Here is a 16318-nt window from a genome sequence, read left to right on the forward strand (position 1 = left end):
GGGTCTGGGGACGTTGTATGAAAAAAAATAAATGGATCTTGCCGGCAGCCTGTGTGCTGGCTGCGGCAGCCGCTCATATTTTTTTCTTAAAAGAGTGGTCGGCAGGCCGCTATATGACGGGGTCTGGAGACGGGATCGCCCAAATGGCGGTCTTCAAAAAGCTGCTGTTTGATCAATATATGAACGGCAGGCTGTTTTACAGCTATTCGTTCGGACTGGGCGGGGGCGTGTACAGTCAGCTCGGCTATTATTTCTCTACTTCTTTTCTATTCCTGTTTATCTCCGCCGCTGTCCGCTTTTTGCAGCTTATTCAGCTGACGGGTGAGGCTGATGCGCTGTTTTGGGCGCAGGCCTCCGTTTTTATCAGCATTGCCAAGCAGAGTTTTATCATATTCACGGCGGCGTGTGTGTTCCGTTATTTCGTCAAACGGACGGTGCCTGCTTTTGCCGGCGCCGTGTTGTACGGGGTCTCGATTATTTACTTCCGGCATGAGGTATATTGGGACTTTTTCACTGACAGTATGGTGTGGCTGCCGTTGCTTGTGTTGGGCGCGGAAAAAATCATCCGGGAAAAAAAGCCGGCGTGGTTTATCTTCGCCTGTGCGCTGACATTGATCAACAACTTTTATTTTGCGTATATTAATCTGATTTTCATCGGCATTTATATCTTATTCAGGTGGGTGATCCCCCTTGAAGGCAATGAGGCGAAAAAGCTCACTCAATGCAGGATATTTATTCTGTCGGGCCTTCTCGGGTTCGGCATAAGCGCAGTTTCCTTTATTCCTGTCGTATACGGATACCTTCATAATCTGCGGCCTCCGTATTCAGAGCATATTGCATGGCTTGATTTTTCCGACAACATTTTATTTTCTAGCAGGATAATCATCCTGCCGGCGGCTTTTTTGCTTTTTCTATTTACATTTACTTTATACAAAAACCGCTTGTTCCGGCTGTTTGCGGGAATCAGTCTGCTGTATATTCTGTTTCACTTCAGTCCGTTCGCGGCAAGTGCCTTTAACGGTTTTTCAGCTCCGCAGAACAGGTTTGAATACGTCCTGTGCTTCACGATTGCCGGAACGGTTTCAGCCGGGCTTTCTAAGCTTTCAGACATCAGCATGAAGAGTATGCTGATGTCCGCCGTACTCGTCGTTCTGCTCTATTGGAGCCAGGTGAGGCGGTACAGTCTGGATATGTCTGATCACGCCAACCTGCCCGTCATCCTTCTTCTGGTGCTGAGCATAGCCGCTTTCTTTGCAGCAAAGACAAGACTGAAAGGCGCGGTGCCCGCCGTCTATGCCGTCATTTTGCTTACGGCTGTGCTTACGGCTAATACATATGAAAAATATGCTTTATCAGAAGGCGGGAAGATTTATACGGTATCGCATACTTTTATGACGGGTGCTGACTATAAAGGCAAAGAGCAATCAGAGCTCATTCAGCGTCTGAAAGAAAAAGACCCTGATCCGTTTGCCCGTTTAGATTGGATGAACGGTGTCTTCAATAACACCCCGATCATATACGGATTCAACGGATTCAGCGTATACTCAAGCATACTGAACCGCAATCTGCTGTCCTTTTACTGGAACGATCTCCAGATTGACATGGGCAGAGAAAGCGTCAGCCGCTATGCGACATTAGGAAACAGGGCTAATTTATACAGCCTGCTTTACGGAAAATATTATATGACGGAAAAAACAAACGAGGCCGGCGTGCCGTACGGGTTCAAAAAAATCATGGAATCAACCCATTATGCGGTTTATCAAAATCAATATATGCTTCCGTTCGTACGGACAGCCGATCGCGTATATAACGAGGGCGGCCTGAAAAAAGCGCCCGCCCTTGCCAGGGAACGGGCAATGCTTGACGGGATCGTCATGGAATCAAGCACAACCAACACGAAAAAAGCGACTGAGGCGAAAAATATGATCCGCCATGCAGAGGTAGCGGCCGAACATGGCGATTATCATAACGGCATCCTGACGGTAAACGAAGACGGCGGCGGCCTGATCATTACGCCGCAAGCCGCTAAGATGGACGGCGGCGATTATTACGTCAGCTTTTATTTGAAGAATAAAGCGAAGGACCAGGGCTTTACATTAAAAGTGAACGATTACACGACAACGAGAAAATCGAATCAATCCATTTACAAAACAGGTGTCAACGATCTTACTGTGAGAGTGCCGAAAACAAAAAACATCCAAATCCGTCTGCCGAAAGGATCGTATCAGCTTGACAGACTGGCGCTTTATGAAGAACGATACGATACGCTGAAAAGCGCATACCGAAAAGCGGAAAAAGAACCGCGGGCCGATCTAAGCTGGCGCGGAAATACGCTTCATATCTCGTATGATAACAAAACCCGCGCGCCGTATATCATGCTTCCGATTCCATATGAAAAAGGCTGGGAGCTGAAGATAAACGGCAGAAAAGAGCAGATTGAAAAAGCGGATTATTCCTTTATCGGATTTAAAGCGCAAAAAGGAAAAAACGATATTCAATTAACGTATTACCCGCCGTTTTTTAAACCCGCGGCCGCTCTATCGGTGATCAGCCTCGTGTTTGCGGTTATATATGTGAGAAGACAAAAAAAGCCCGGCTCTTAAACAGAGCCGAGCTTTAATTTTTTCTGCAATTTTTCCTCGCTGAAAATCCAGCCCGTGTAAGAAGAGAGAAGCTCTAAATCATGACTGAGGTGGACGATGGCGACAAAAGGATAGTGGCCTTTGCTCCGGTAGCGCAAATCAATAAAGCGCACCTCATAATGATCTTTAAAGGTATCGACCTCCCACCTGTAAACGGGGGAAAATGAAAGAAAGGCTGCAATATTTTCGTCCTGTTTCGCGGCCTTCATCACATCGGTTTCCGGAACGGGCACGCGGTTGAATGTATCCAATATCACGACATGGCCGTCAAGGCTTCTGCCGACATAAAAGGCATGCGCCGTCGTCACGGCGATACGCCACTGCCTGAATTTCATCGTCGGCGAAATAATGATGGTTTCAATCTCCTCTTCAATCATTTCGCGCAGCCTTCGCTTTATCCGCAGCTGCATCAAAAACCGGACGGCGTAATATCCTGCGAGGATGATATAAAGCATCAGAAATGTCACGCCCGGATGACCTCCGATATACCACACGGCAATCGCGGCCAAATGGCTGACGAAAATAAACGGATCAAAGGTATTGATTAAACCGAGAGCGATCCATTTTCTCGAAAACGGGCGGATGGCCTGCGTGCCGTACGCGTTAAAAATGTCAACAAACACATGCAAAACGACAGCGAGAAGCGTCCACAGCCACAGGTGCAAAAAGTTCGCTTCCGGATAAAACATAAACAAAATACCCGGAATCAGAACGGACCAAAATAAAACGGCGGGAATGGAGTGCGTGAACCCTCTATGATTTCGAATATAAACGGCATTATTTTTCAGCTTCAATATGGTATCAATATCAGGTGCCTGAGAGCCGGCAAGAGCGGCAATCATAACTGCCTGAGACATGGGGGTGTGCATGCCGACGGCAGGATCAAGAGTTGCGATTCCGCCAAGCGCGATACCCATGACAACGTGAGTGCCAGTATCCATTGTTGACCTCCTAGCAGGCGTTAACAATCAGTCGCCCGCATATTTCGCATTATAAGATATTCCCCATTTTCTGTTTGCCCAATCATGGCGTTTATCCGCCGTTCTCATATGTTTCCGCTTTTTCTTTATCACTATTTAATGTAACATATTATCGTAACGTGCCCTAAGTTTACACCAAAATACGGTGTCAAGAAAAGCGGAACCCGAAACATCTGAGGAGAAGATATGAACGCACTTGAAGAAAAAATGAAACAAAAAGATATAGACAAATTTCGCGAGGACTTAATTACATGGTTCGAAAGAGAACAGAGAATTCTGCCGTGGAGAGAAAATCAGGACCCGTATCGGGTGTGGGTGTCAGAGGTGATGCTGCAGCAGACGCGCGTAGAAACCGTTATCCCTTATTTCCGGCGGTTTGTTGAGCAATTTCCGACCGTTTCGGCGCTCGCTGAAGCCGATGAGGAAAAAGTGCTCAAAGCCTGGGAAGGGCTAGGTTATTACTCCCGTGTAAGAAATCTGCAAAGTGCCGTAAAAGAAGTGCATGAGCGGTACGGGGGAGTCGTCCCTGCCGAGGAAAAGGAATTTGGCGGACTGAAAGGCGTCGGCCCTTATACAAAAGGCGCCGTGCTCAGCATCGCATACAACAAACCGATCCCCGCCGTAGACGGCAATGTGATGCGTGTCATGTCGAGAATTCTTTCCATATGGGACGATATCGCAAAACCTAAAACCAGAACCATTTTTGAACAGGCGGTATCCGCTTTCATTTCTCATGAAAAACCATCTGAATTCAATCAGGGTTTAATGGAGCTCGGCGCGATCATCTGCACCCCGAAATCGCCGTCCTGCCTGCTTTGCCCCGTACAAAAGCACTGTTCGGCATTTGCGGAAGGGACAGAGCGGGAGCTGCCCGTTAAAAGCAAAAAGAAAAAGCCCGGAATAAAAACAATGGCAGCCGTTGTGCTGACAGACGATCAAGGCGATGTCTATATTCATAAACGGCCGCCAAAAGGCTTGCTCGCCAACTTGTGGGAGTTTCCGAATACCGAAACCCAGAAAGGAATCAAAACCGAAAGAGAGCAGCTTGAAGCCTATTTAGAAAAAGAGATGGGAACAACCGCTGAAATCGGGGAGCTGGAAGGCATCGTAGAACATGTTTTCACCCATCTCGTCTGGAATATTTCGGTCTTTTTCGGTAAAGTAAAACAAGTGTCGGATACAACGGAATTTATACGGGTCACAAAAGAGGAGCTCGAGGAATACGCATTTCCCGTTTCCCATCAAAAGATATGGAAAATGGCGGAAGAAAGCGGCCGCCTGTAAAAAGCGTCAGTCATAGCTGACGCGAGTGCCGTGGCCGTAATCCGCTTCATTCCGTTTCAGTCCGCCGCGGGCTTCGATTTCCTGAATCAGTTCCCGGTATTTGGACTGGCCTTCTTCGTTTAAATACGGCATAATTTGCTGGAAGGCATGATGGAAATAGGCGAGCTCTGAATCTCTCCAATCTTTTTTGGGCATCATGGCCAATTCGCCCATATCACGTCCGACATACATATAAAAGACCCCTTTCAACACATATTGCTTTTATTGTTTGTTGAATGAAAAGAACTATACACAGCAAGGAGCTGAGGAAAAATGGAACAAAATAAATGCGCACTGATCACGGGAAGCAGCCGCGGCGTCGGGAAAGCAGCGGCCATCAGACTCGCGGAAAAAGGATACAACATCGTCATCAATTACGCCCGCAGTAAAAAAGCGGCATTAGAAACCGCCGAAGAAATTGAAAAACTCGGCGTGAAAACGCTCGTCATTAAAGCCAATGTCGGCCAGCCGGCAAAAATCAAAGACATGTTCCGCCAGATTGACGAAACATTCGGCAGACTGGACGTGTTCGTCAATAATGCGGCTTCAGGCGTGCTGAGACCGGTCATGGAACTCGAAGAAACACACTGGGACTGGACGATGAATATCAATGCGAAAGCATTGCTTTTCTGCGCCCAGGAAGCGGCAAAGATGATGGAGAAAAACGGAGGCGGCCACATCGTCAGCATCAGCTCGCTCGGCAGCATCCGCTATCTTGAAAACTATACGACGGTCGGTGTCTCAAAAGCCGCTTTAGAATCGTTAACCCGTTATCTGGCGGTTGAGCTTTCTCCGAAAAATATCATCGTAAACGCGGTGTCAGGCGGAGCGATTGATACGGACGCGCTGAAGCATTTCCCTAACAGAGATGAACTGCTGGAAGATGCCCGCCAAAATACGCCGGCCGGCAGAATGGTCGAGATTAAAGATATGATCGACACGGTGGAGTTTTTAGTTTCTTCAAAAGCGGATATGATCCGCGGCCAGACCATCATTATTGACGGCGGACGTTCTCTGCTTGTATAAGTTTTAAAAAAAGATGAATAGCCTTATCATCTCCTGCGCATTCTAAAGTGCGTGGAGGTGATAACAATGGCAAACTCAAAATACAGCAAAACAGACGTTCAGCAGGTGAAAAGACAAAACCAGCAATCAGCTTCCGGTCAGGGTCAATACGGCACTGAATTCGGCAGTGAAACTGATGCGCAGCAGGTTAGAAAGCAAAACCAATCTGCTGAACAAAACAAACAGCAAAACAGCTAATCACTGAAACGAAAAAGCACTTCATCTTCGGATGGAAGTGCTTTTTTCTGTTGCCAAAACGACAAAACTTGTGATTCCTCTACAGAATGAGTCAAAGGGTTTTCCGGCGGAAAATCGAAATGGTAAGGAGTATCAACCTAAAAGCCTAAGGAGGAACCCGATGTCAGAGTTTGAAAAGCTTGTAAGTGAACAGATGAAAATCATGGATCAGCTTCTCGAGCTGCAGTCAGAACTTGACCGCTGCCGGCAGGTGGAAGCGGAACTCATCAGTCTGGAAAGAGATGCAAAGCTGGACAATGTACAGGACGAAATTGCGACAAAGCGAAAAGACCTGGCCGGCATACAGGAGTTATTCCAAAGGCAGACAGAGCAAGTCATCCAGTCTTATCGCAGCACGGAAAAGCCGTCTTCCTATGTGCAGAAATGAATGTGCCATTCCGGAAGCGGAGTGGTTCTTTTATTTTCATTTTTTAATTCGTAACGTTATAATAGTGAAAAGACTTGTCGGAAAGCAATTGCGGCTGCATTGACTGCAGGGCTTTACAGAAAGTAGGGGAGAAATATGGGATATCCCAAGGAAGGAGAAACCATTCAAATTCACAGCTATAAGCATAACGGGCTGCTTCATCGAATTTGGAATGAAACGACGATTTTAAAAAGTACGGAATTGTGTATCATCGGAGCCAACGACCGGACAATGGTGACGGAATCCGACGGACGGACGTGGGTGACGAGAGAACCGGCGATCTGCTACTTTCATGCCCGTCAGTGGTTTAACGTCATCGGAATGCTGAGAGATGACGGGGTACACTATTATTGCAACATCAGCTCACCGTTCGCTTATGACGGAGAGGCCATCAAATATATTGATTACGATTTGGATGTCAAGGTGTTTCCGGATATGACGTATAACATTCTTGACGAGGATGAATACGATGACCACCGCAAATCAATGAATTACCCTAAAGAGATCGACAGCATTCTGAAGGAGTATCTGAATACGCTGCTGCACTGGATTCATCAGCGGAAAGGACCGTTTGCTCCGGAATTTGTTGATATGTGGTATGAACGGTATCTGCGCTATACAAAATAAAGAATACAATAAAAAACCTGTTGGGGTGTCAACAGGTTTTTCACATGGGCTCACACGCCTTAAAGAGAGAGGGGGATAAAGTGTGGGCGTAATCAGACGCTATATGCAATTTGTAAAACCTTATAAAAAACAAATTTTTATCACAGTGTTAATCGGCATCATAAAATTCTCCATCCCGCTGGCTCTCCCGCTGCTGTTAAAATACGTGGTCGATGACATTATTCAAGGGAGCGGAACGGCAAGCGCTAAAACATCATCGCTATTCACGATAATGGGCATCATGTTCGTGCTGTTTTTAATTCTGCGTCCCCCGGTAGAGTACTATCGGCAATACTTCGCGCAATGGACGGGCAGCCGGGTGCTCTATGATATCAGGGGGGTATTGTTTGATCATATTCAAAAATTGAGCCTGAGGTTTTATGCCAACACGAGAACGGGCGAAGTCATTTCCCGGGTGATAAATGATGTCGAACAGACAAAAGACTTTGTCATAACGGGACTGATGAATATCTGGCTTGATATGATGACGGTGCTGATCGTCATCTGCATTATGTTTACACTCGATGTTAAGCTGACATTGATATCTGTCATTTTGTTTCCGTTATACGGAATTTCAGTGAAATACTTTTACGGCCGCCTCCGAAAACTGACACGTGAGCGTTCTCAGGCACTCGCCCAAGTTCAGGGACATTTGCACGAAAGAGTTCAGGGGATGCCCGTCATCAGAAGTTTTGCCATTGAAGATTATGAACAAGCCAATTTTGATGAAAAAAACGGACATTTTCTGGACAGAGCGATCCGTCATACGAATTGGAACGCAAAAACGTTTGCAGTCGTGAATACCATTACGGATTTGGCGCCGCTGCTCGTTATCGCGTTTGCGGGTTATTTTGTCATAAACGGTCCGCTGACGGTAGGGACGATGGTTGCGTTCGTCGGCTATATTGACAGAATGTACAATCCGGTCAGAAGATTGATCAACTCATCGACGACGCTGACCCAGTCGATCGCTTCAATGGACCGCATATTTGAATTTATCGACGAGCCGTATGAACTGACTGATAAACCGAATGCAGTAAAAGCTGACGGCATTAAGGGCGAAGTTGAATTCCGAAATGTCTCGTTCCGTTATGAGGAAGGAAAAGAAACGATTTTGCAGGACGTTTCCTTAAAGGTGACAAAAGGGGAAACCGTCGCGCTCGTCGGGATGAGCGGCGGCGGTAAATCGACGCTTGTCAGCCTCATACCGCGTTTTTATGATGTATCCGGCGGCAGCCTGCTGATTGACGGCACAGATATTCGCGATTATGAAGCGAGAAGCCTCCGCAATCAAGTCGGAATGGTGCTTCAGGATACGTTTCTGTTCAGTGAGACGATTCGTGAAAATATCGCCATCGGTAAACCGGGAGCGTCTCTGGATGAGGTGGTTGCGGCTGCGAAAGCGGCAAATGCCCATGAATTTATTATGAATTTCCCAGAAGGTTACGAAACCAAAGTCGGCGAACGGGGCGTCAAATTGTCAGGCGGGCAGAAACAGCGGATTTCCATCGCGCGTGTGTTCTTAAAAAATCCGCCGCTGTTAATCTTGGATGAAGCGACATCGGCTCTTGATCTTGAAAGTGAACACTACATTCAGGAAGCAATGGAAAAGCTTGCGAAAAACCGGACGACTTTTATCGTCGCCCACAGGCTGTCCACGATTACGCACGCGGATAAAATTGTCGTCATGGAAAACGGCGCCGTCGTCGAAACCGGCACGCACGAGGAATTAATGGCCCAAGGCGGCCAGTACAGACACTTATTTACGATTCAGAATTTGAACTGATACAAAAACTTATGCCGTCCGAATGGGCGGCATACGTTTTTTTTTATGCAAAAAAACCCGGTTATCTAGAGCACCGGGTTACTCATCATCGTCTGTTTCTAATTCGCTGTCTTTCGGGTGGTATGTCTGAAAACTCGTAATTAATGTATCGAGATGCTCCAGCTGCTCGCGGTATTCCGCAACCGCAGCCATAATGCTGAGCATATTGTAATCAAGCAGTTCATCCTCGCAGTTCTGCTGATTTTTCAAGAAAGACTTCGTCAAAAGCTGTTTATATCTTATGCTTTCTTCAGCATCGTCATCATGCGGTTTGATCTTGCCGACCGTCCGCATCAGAATCCTTTCGTGCCAATGAAGCAGATAATCAATTTCTTCTGTCAGCGTCTCCTGAAATTCCTCCGGCATATGATAAATCTCGTTTTCATAGCGGTGCAGCTTTTTCAGCGTATCAAGCGCCCGATTCGCCGTAATAATCGCCTGTCTGAACAATACAAGCTTGCGCGACTTTACATACGTCGTTTTCTTAAAGTAGCTTCTCTCCTCTTTATAAAGAAGGTACGTATGATCAAGCTTCATCATCTTTTCCTTCAGCTTCTCAATATCCTCTTTCAATATCGAGTGTTCCGTGGACTGACGCATCGTCAGCCTGATCCATTTCATGATCTCATCGGTATATTCAACCGTATGATGAGTCAGCTTCGTTTCGTATTTCGGCGGAAGAAACACAAGGTTCACAATAAAAGAAGACAGCACGCCTAAAATAACGGTGCTTGTTCGTATCAGAGCGAACGTCAGGAAGCTGTTTCCCGGTGTTTCTAAAATTGCGATAACCGTCACGAGCGCAATCGAAATGGTGTGTTCAATTTTCAGTTTTAACATGATCGTGATGACAATCACTGCGGTCAATCCGATCATAATCGGACTCGGTCCGAAAATCAGTCCGAATGCCGTAGCGATGACAGCGCCGATGATATTTGCCTGAACCTGATCAATAATGATAAGAAAAGACCTGTAAATAGAGGGCTGTATGGCAAATATAGCTGCAATCCCGGCAAAGATCGGCGACGGAAGTCCGATCCATGATGCTAAGTAGAGCGCGAGCGTAATCGCAATCCCTGTTTTGAAAATGCGGGCACCAAGTTTCATTGGTTTGTGCGTGCATTCCTTTCTCTAATAAATTATGTGCCGAACGAACGGCTGACACTTACATTTCCCTGTCGGCTGATTTGCTAAACAATAAAGTAATATACAGGGATCATACCAATTATTCAAGGTCTTTTTTTGAAAAAACCATTATCTCACAAATCGGACAAAAAGAAAAAGCGGAAGCCCCGGGCTCCCGCTTGTTTCAGCAGTTATTTTTTCATATGTCTGAACGCATCTTCAACGGCTTGTAAAGTGGCGTCGATATCCTCTTCAGTATGTGCGGTTGTGATAAACCAAGCTTCATACTTCGATGGAGCGAGATTGATGCCGCGCTCAAGCATCAGCTTGAAGAACTTGGCGAATGCTTCTCCGTCCGTATTTTCCGCCTGCTCGTAATTGACGATCTTTTCATCAGTGAAGTAAACCGTGAGCGCGCCTTTTAAACGGTTGACGGTGATGGTAATGCCGTGTGTCTCCGCATGGGCGAGAATGCCGTGCTCAAGTCTGGCGCCGAGCTCATCAAGCCGCTCATAAACGCCTTCTTCCTTCAGCACTTCCAGGCAGGCGATGCCTGATAGGATAGATGCCGGGTTTCCGGCCATCGTGCCGGCTTGATATGCCGGGCCGAGCGGAGCAACCTGCTCCATGATCTCTTTTTTGCCTCCGTAAGCGCCGATCGGCAAGCCGCCCCCGATAATTTTACCGAGCGCCGTTAAATCAGGCTTCACTTGAAGAAGATCCTGCGCGCCTCCGTACATAAAACGGAACGCCGTGATCACTTCATCATAAATGACGAGCGCGCCCGCTTTATGGGTCAATTCATTTACCTGTTCTAAAAATCCTTCTTCAGGTTCAACGATGCCGAAGTTGCCGACGATCGGCTCGACGAGAACCGCTGCAATTTCCGAACCCCATTTATCCAGCGCGGCTTTGTAGCTTTCAATATCATTGAAAGGAACGGTAATCACCTCATTGGCGATGCTTTTCGGCACGCCGGCGGAATCAGGAGTGCCGAGCGTAGACGGACCGGAACCCGCAGCGACAAGTACGAGATCAGAATGGCCGTGATAGCAGCCGGCGAATTTAATGATTTTTGTCCGGCCTGTATAAGCGCGTGCAACCCGGATCGTTGTCATCACCGCTTCAGTGCCTGAGTTTACGAATCGTACTTTATCAAGTGAAGGAATGGCCTCCTTCAGCATTTTGGCGAAAGTGACCTCATGTTTGGTCGGCGTCCCGTACAGCACGCCGTTTTCAGCCGCTGTTTTAATCGCTTCAGTAATATGCGGATGGGCATGTCCGGTAATAATCGGGCCGTAAGCCGCTAAATAATCGATATACTGATTCCCGTCTACATCCCAGAAATAAGCGCCGTTCGCTTTTTCCATCGCAACGGGTGAACCGCCGCCTACCGCTTTATAGGATCTGGACGGGCTGTTCACGCCTCCGACGATATGCTCTAACGCTTCCTTATGAAGTTCAACTGATTTTGTATACAAAAAATGACCCTCCTAATATCTCCTTACATCATGTTCTATTGTAGCATGCTTCATTGCGAGCACAACGGTTCATGCTTCCAGAAAAGAGCGGGAGGATAACGGTTGTAATCTTAACGTGAATTGGATACGCTTAATAAAAAACCCGGAGGTATAAGAAATGACGATTGAAATCGGACAAACAGCACCGGATATGAAATTAGTGAATGACAGCGGGGAAGAAGTAGCATTGACGGATTTTAAAGGGAAGTACGTCGTTCTCTATTTTTATCCGAAAGACATGACACCCGGATGCACGACGGAAGCATGTGATTTCCGTGATCAGCACGAAAGTTTCGCGGGACTTGATGCGGTTATTATCGGAGTAAGCCCTGACAGCCGTGATAAACATGAAAAATTTAAGCAAAAACACGATCTTCCTTTCCAGCTCCTCGTTGATGATGAGCACAAATTGGCGGAAGCTTTTGATGTGTGGAAGCTGAAAAAGAATTTTGGGAAAGAATATATGGGTATCGAGCGATCCACTTTTTTGTTAGATAAAGAAGGCCGTCTTGTGAAGGAGTGGAGAAAGGTAAAAGTGAAAGATCACGTTGCCGAGGCGCTTCGAGAATTGGAACAAATTGCGTCTAATTAATGGACAAATGCTGAACTCACGGGGTTTTCTTCAGATTACATTTGACAGGAGACCGGAAAAAGATGTACACTAATTATAAACATTATAAAGTAAGAATCTTTTTTAGAAGAGAGGTGCATGACGGATGGCTGCACATGAATTAAAAGAAGCCTTAGACACGTTGAAGGATACGGGAGTCCGGATTACTCCTCAACGTCATGCCATTCTGGAATATCTCGTGGATTCTATGGCACATCCGACAGCGGACGATATATATAAAGCCTTGGAAGGGAAATTCCCTAATATGAGTGTTGCGACAGTGTATAACAATTTGCGTGTATTCCGGGAAGCGGGGCTTGTAAAGGAACTGACGTACGGAGATGCGTCCAGCAGATTTGACTTTGTCACCTCTGACCATTATCACGCCATTTGTGAAAGCTGCGGAAAAATCGTAGACTTCCATTATCCCGGGCTTGACGAAGTGGAACAGCTTGCGGCTCACGTCACGGGGTTTAAGGTAAGCCACCACCGTTTGGAGATTTACGGCGTCTGCCAAGAATGTTCCAAAAAAGAAAACCACTAAACGAAGCTGACCGCTTTGATACGGTCAGCTTCGTTTATTTTACACTGTTTTTTCTGTTATAAGACTCATCGAACGCTTTGCCTTCCAATCCTTTATCCAATGTAAGCGGCTCTCTGCAATGCATGCACATATCCACTCTGCCCAGAATCTTCGTTTCTTTCTCGCAAGCGGGGCACATCACCCGGACCGCTTTTGTGGACAGCATGCCGATCCAAAAATAAACGGCGGTGCTGAGCCCGATCGACAGCAGGCCGAGAATCATAAACAAGCTGGCAAGCAAAACAGACTGCTTAAAGAACAGCCCGATGTACATAATGATAAACCCAACGAAAACCAAACTTAACGCAAACGTTCTGATCTTATTAATTTTGCTTGAGTATTTCGCCATGTCCATCCCCCTCTCGTTTAACTATAGCACAAAACAGATGGCATATTCTTCATGTTTTCGTAAGAAAAGGGAAGAATAAATATGGCACCTGAAAGGAAATTTGTTATAATAGTGCAATGTGTTTAGAAAAAAGGACTTTCATGTTTTATCATAGAAATGTAGAAACAATAGCTAGTGAAACAATCGCATTGGAGGAATCGTAATGGACAATCTTCTCCGTCCAATTTACCAAGAAAGAGCAAGTCATCCCGATACGCTGGCCGTCCTTATGATTGAAAGAAGGAGTAAAGCATCATCCATCACGGATAACTTTGATGCGGTCATGCTTGTCATTGTCAAACAGGCTGATGAACCTCTTTTTATAAAGCATTATGAATTCGAACACAAAACCGCTTCTTTACATATTGTAACGGATGCTCTGCTTCAGGAATGGATTCTGCTTGGGACCAATAGAAGAGTCATAGATTGGATCATCAACGGCAAAGTGCTGTTTGACCGCAATGAATATATATCTGAACTCAATGACCGGCTCAGCACTTTTCCTTTCGCCGAGCGGAAATTAAAGATCGGAATGGAATACGGCAAGCTGATCAGAAGATTTGTAGAAGGAAAAGCGTTTTTTGAAGCTGATCATTTTCTGGATGCATATTATGCGGTAGTGCATGCTCTTCACCATTTGGCCCGCATAGAAGTGATTGACCGGGGGTTTTATCCCGAAACGACAGTCTGGAACCAGGTTCGTCACATTGAGCCGCAGGTATATAAGCTATATTCCGAACTTGTCGAGAGTCACGAAAGTTTGGAGAAAAGGCTCGAATTATTATTCTTAGCAAATGATTTTCTCATCCATTCAAAAGCTGAAATCGGTTCTGCCCACCTTTTTCAAGTGATGAAAGAAAAAGAAATGTGGCAGTTTGGAGAATTGCTTCAGCACCCTGAACTGGTGCACTTCACCCAAGATCTTGGTGTTATGCTTGATTACCTGACGGAAAAAGGCTTTGTTGAAGTATCTCAAATAGAGACCAAAGGGCAGGAAGTATATCATCGAGGATATTCTTTCAAAAAAAGTGTTGACGCTGAATCATAGGCATGGTATATTATTAAACGTCGCTGATGCGCTTCAACAAAAAGCTCACAGCGGCGGAGAAATAAAAACAAAAAACATTTGACAGCAAATCGCTGAAATGTTATACTGAAAAAGTCGCCTCAAGATGAGGTTGAGATGATCTTTGAAAACTAAACAAGACAAAACGTACCTGTTAATTCAAAGTTTTAAATAAATCGCACAGCGATGTGCGTAGTCAGTCAAACTACTTTATCGGAGAGTTTGATCCTGGCTCAGGACGAACGCTGGCGGCGTGCCTAATACATGCAAGTCGAGCGGACAGATGGGAGCTTGCTCCCTGATGTTAGCGGCGGACGGGTGAGTAACACGTGGGTAACCTGCCTGTAAGACTGGGATAACTCCGGGAAACCGGGGCTAATACCGGATGGTTGTCTGAACCGCATGGTTCAGACATAAAAGGTGGCTTCGGCTACCACTTACAGATGGACCCGCGGCGCATTAGCTAGTTGGTGAGGTAACGGCTCACCAAGGCGACGATGCGTAGCCGACCTGAGAGGGTGATCGGCCACACTGGGACTGAGACACGGCCCAGACTCCTACGGGAGGCAGCAGTAGGGAATCTTCCGCAATGGACGAAAGTCTGACGGAGCAACGCCGCGTGAGTGATGAAGGTTTTCGGATCGTAAAGCTCTGTTGTTAGGGAAGAACAAGTGCCGTTCAAATAGGGCGGCACCTTGACGGTACCTAACCAGAAAGCCACGGCTAACTACGTGCCAGCAGCCGCGGTAATACGTAGGTGGCAAGCGTTGTCCGGAATTATTGGGCGTAAAGGGCTCGCAGGCGGTTTCTTAAGTCTGATGTGAAAGCCCCCGGCTCAACCGGGGAGGGTCATTGGAAACTGGGGAACTTGAGTGCAGAAGAGGAGAGTGGAATTCCACGTGTAGCGGTGAAATGCGTAGAGATGTGGAGGAACACCAGTGGCGAAGGCGACTCTCTGGTCTGTAACTGACGCTGAGGAGCGAAAGCGTGGGGAGCGAACAGGATTAGATACCCTGGTAGTCCACGCCGTAAACGATGAGTGCTAAGTGTTAGGGGGTTTCCGCCCCTTAGTGCTGCAGCTAACGCATTAAGCACTCCGCCTGGGGAGTACGGTCGCAAGACTGAAACTCAAAGGAATTGACGGGGGCCCGCACAAGCGGTGGAGCATGTGGTTTAATTCGAAGCAACGCGAAGAACCTTACCAGGTCTTGACATCCTCTGACAATCCTAGAGATAGGACGTCCCCTTCGGGGGCAGAGTGACAGGTGGTGCATGGTTGTCGTCAGCTCGTGTCGTGAGATGTTGGGTTAAGTCCCGCAACGAGCGCAACCCTTGATCTTAGTTGCCAGCATTCAGTTGGGCACTCTAAGGTGACTGCCGGTGACAAACCGGAGGAAGGTGGGGATGACGTCAAATCATCATGCCCCTTATGACCTGGGCTACACACGTGCTACAATGGACAGAACAAAGGGCAGCGAAACCGCGAGGTTAAGCCAATCCCACAAATCTGTTCTCAGTTCGGATCGCAGTCTGCAACTCGACTGCGTGAAGCTGGAATCGCTAGTAATCGCGGATCAGCATGCCGCGGTGAATACGTTCCCGGGCCTTGTACACACCGCCCGTCACACCACGAGAGTTTGTAACACCCGAAGTCGGTGAGGTAACCTTTATGGAGCCAGCCGCCGAAGGTGGGACAGATGATTGGGGTGAAGTCGTAACAAGGTAGCCGTATCGGAAGGTGCGGCTGGATCACCTCCTTTCTAAGGATTTTAACGGAATATAAGACCATGGGTCTTATAAACAGAACGTTCCCTGTCTTGTTTAGTTTTGAAGGATCATTCCTTCAAAACATAGGAACACC

Annotated in this window: 15 protein-coding genes and 1 rRNA gene; 11 read left to right on the plus strand and 5 right to left on the minus strand. The window is 46.8% G+C overall.

Translation table 11 applies throughout. The annotated features are described in order from the left end of the window. The first annotated feature begins 17 nt into the window (after nt 1-17). The gene (locus JNUCC22_RS04310) at nt 18-2603 is read left to right on the plus strand and encodes a YfhO family protein (RefSeq protein WP_216062156.1); all 2586 of its coding nucleotides are present in this window, start codon (nt 18-20) and stop codon (nt 2601-2603) included. On the opposite strand, the gene JNUCC22_RS04315 is transcribed toward JNUCC22_RS04310, so the two are convergent. Then, nucleotides 2600-3583 (minus strand): metal-dependent hydrolase, encoded by a 984-nt coding sequence (locus JNUCC22_RS04315; RefSeq protein ID WP_003155481.1) that lies wholly within the window; start codon nt 3581-3583, stop codon nt 2600-2602. The genes JNUCC22_RS04310 and JNUCC22_RS04315 overlap by 4 nt on opposite strands. A gap of 225 nt (nt 3584-3808) precedes the next feature. Between JNUCC22_RS04315 and mutY the strand changes: the two genes are divergently transcribed. Then, complete coding sequence (gene mutY, locus JNUCC22_RS04320; RefSeq protein WP_012117124.1) at nt 3809-4906, plus strand: A/G-specific adenine glycosylase; 1098 nt, start codon at nt 3809-3811, stop codon at nt 4904-4906. Nucleotides 4907-4912: 6 nt separating this feature from the next. Here mutY and JNUCC22_RS04325 read toward each other — a convergent pair whose 3' ends face one another. Continuing rightward, nucleotides 4913-5137 (minus strand): hypothetical protein, encoded by a 225-nt coding sequence (locus JNUCC22_RS04325; protein WP_007408563.1) that lies wholly within the window; start codon nt 5135-5137, stop codon nt 4913-4915. 81 nt (nt 5138-5218) lie between these two features. Between JNUCC22_RS04325 and fabL the strand changes: the two genes are divergently transcribed. From fabL to JNUCC22_RS04350, 5 genes are all read left to right on the plus strand, one after another. Continuing rightward, nucleotides 5219-5971 carry an enoyl-[acyl-carrier-protein] reductase FabL gene (gene fabL / locus JNUCC22_RS04330; protein WP_003155478.1) on the plus strand — a complete coding sequence of 251 codons (753 nt, stop codon included), beginning with the start codon at nt 5219-5221 and terminating at the stop codon, nt 5969-5971. A 66-nt stretch (nt 5972-6037) separates the two neighbouring features. Further along, a complete protein-coding gene (locus JNUCC22_RS04335) occupies nt 6038-6208 on the plus strand; it encodes a gamma-type small acid-soluble spore protein (protein WP_003155477.1) in 171 nt (56 codons plus the stop codon). Between the two features lie 160 nt (nt 6209-6368). After that, nucleotides 6369-6635, plus strand: a complete 267-nt coding sequence (locus tag JNUCC22_RS04340) for a YgaB family protein (RefSeq protein WP_003155476.1) — start codon at nt 6369-6371, stop codon at nt 6633-6635. Nucleotides 6636-6770: 135 nt separating this feature from the next. Next, complete coding sequence (locus tag JNUCC22_RS04345) at nt 6771-7301, plus strand: nucleoside tri-diphosphate phosphatase (RefSeq protein ID WP_003155475.1); 531 nt, start codon at nt 6771-6773, stop codon at nt 7299-7301. An 82-nt stretch (nt 7302-7383) separates the two neighbouring features. Further along, entirely contained in the window at nt 7384-9126 is a 1743-nt protein-coding gene (locus JNUCC22_RS04350; RefSeq protein WP_014417243.1) for an ABC transporter ATP-binding protein, read from the plus strand. Between the two features lie 78 nt (nt 9127-9204). Here the strand turns inward: JNUCC22_RS04350 and JNUCC22_RS04355 are convergent, their stop codons facing one another. Next, a complete protein-coding gene (locus tag JNUCC22_RS04355) occupies nt 9205-10272 on the minus strand; it encodes an aromatic acid exporter family protein (protein WP_007408566.1) in 1068 nt (355 codons plus the stop codon). 209 nt (nt 10273-10481) lie between these two features. Then, nucleotides 10482-11771 carry a glutamate-1-semialdehyde 2,1-aminomutase gene (locus tag JNUCC22_RS04360; RefSeq protein ID WP_053104685.1) on the minus strand — a complete coding sequence of 430 codons (1290 nt, stop codon included), beginning with the start codon at nt 11769-11771 and terminating at the stop codon, nt 10482-10484. 157 nt (nt 11772-11928) lie between these two features. On the opposite strand from JNUCC22_RS04360, the gene bcp reads away from it, so the two are divergent. Both bcp and perR read left to right on the plus strand, forming a co-directional pair. Then, entirely contained in the window at nt 11929-12402 is a 474-nt protein-coding gene (gene bcp, locus JNUCC22_RS04365) for a thioredoxin-dependent thiol peroxidase (RefSeq protein ID WP_003155466.1), read from the plus strand. 124 nt (nt 12403-12526) lie between these two features. Next, on the plus strand, nt 12527-12964 hold the full coding sequence (perR, locus tag JNUCC22_RS04370) for a peroxide-responsive transcriptional repressor PerR (protein ID WP_003155465.1): 438 nt from the start codon (nt 12527-12529) through the stop codon (nt 12962-12964). A gap of 34 nt (nt 12965-12998) precedes the next feature. Here perR and JNUCC22_RS04375 read toward each other — a convergent pair whose 3' ends face one another. After that, entirely contained in the window at nt 12999-13352 is a 354-nt protein-coding gene (locus JNUCC22_RS04375) for a YgzB family protein (protein WP_007408568.1), read from the minus strand. Between the two features lie 202 nt (nt 13353-13554). Here JNUCC22_RS04375 and JNUCC22_RS04380 point away from each other — a divergent pair, with 202 nt between their 5' ends. Together JNUCC22_RS04380 and JNUCC22_RS04385 are read left to right on the plus strand one after the other, a co-directional pair. Then, nucleotides 13555-14439, plus strand: a complete 885-nt coding sequence (locus tag JNUCC22_RS04380) for a nucleotidyltransferase-like protein (RefSeq protein ID WP_003155463.1) — start codon at nt 13555-13557, stop codon at nt 14437-14439. 228 nt (nt 14440-14667) lie between these two features. Next, a 16S ribosomal RNA gene (locus tag JNUCC22_RS04385) occupies nt 14668-16217 on the plus strand. Nucleotides 16218-16318 lie beyond the last annotated feature (101 nt).

The organism is Bacillus sp. JNUCC-22, assembly GCF_018861275.1.
Taxonomy (GTDB): Bacteria; Bacillota; Bacilli; order Bacillales; family Bacillaceae; genus Bacillus; species Bacillus velezensis.

Bases quoted from the DNA above. Each gene is read 5' to 3' on its own strand.
- perR (WP_003155465.1), top strand. From the start codon at position 12,527: ATGGCTGCACATGAATTAAAAGAAGCCTTAGACACGTTGAAGGATACG.
- JNUCC22_RS04380 (WP_003155463.1), top strand. From the start codon at position 13,555: ATGGACAATCTTCTCCGTCCAATTTACCAAGAAAGAGCAAGTCATCCC.
- JNUCC22_RS04315 (WP_003155481.1), bottom strand. From the start codon at position 3,583: ATGGATACTGGCACTCACGTTGTCATGGGTATCGCGCTTGGCGGAATC.
- bcp (WP_003155466.1), top strand. From the start codon at position 11,929: ATGACGATTGAAATCGGACAAACAGCACCGGATATGAAATTAGTGAAT.
- JNUCC22_RS04335 (WP_003155477.1), top strand. From the start codon at position 6,038: ATGGCAAACTCAAAATACAGCAAAACAGACGTTCAGCAGGTGAAAAGA.
- JNUCC22_RS04325 (WP_007408563.1), bottom strand. From the start codon at position 5,137: ATGTATGTCGGACGTGATATGGGCGAATTGGCCATGATGCCCAAAAAA.
- fabL (WP_003155478.1), top strand. From the start codon at position 5,219: ATGGAACAAAATAAATGCGCACTGATCACGGGAAGCAGCCGCGGCGTC.
- mutY (WP_012117124.1), top strand. From the start codon at position 3,809: ATGAACGCACTTGAAGAAAAAATGAAACAAAAAGATATAGACAAATTT.
- JNUCC22_RS04310 (WP_216062156.1), top strand. From the start codon at position 18: ATGAAAAAAAATAAATGGATCTTGCCGGCAGCCTGTGTGCTGGCTGCG.
- JNUCC22_RS04345 (WP_003155475.1), top strand. From the start codon at position 6,771: ATGGGATATCCCAAGGAAGGAGAAACCATTCAAATTCACAGCTATAAG.
- JNUCC22_RS04340 (WP_003155476.1), top strand. From the start codon at position 6,369: ATGTCAGAGTTTGAAAAGCTTGTAAGTGAACAGATGAAAATCATGGAT.
- JNUCC22_RS04375 (WP_007408568.1), bottom strand. From the start codon at position 13,352: ATGGCGAAATACTCAAGCAAAATTAATAAGATCAGAACGTTTGCGTTA.
- JNUCC22_RS04355 (WP_007408566.1), bottom strand. From the start codon at position 10,272: ATGAAACTTGGTGCCCGCATTTTCAAAACAGGGATTGCGATTACGCTC.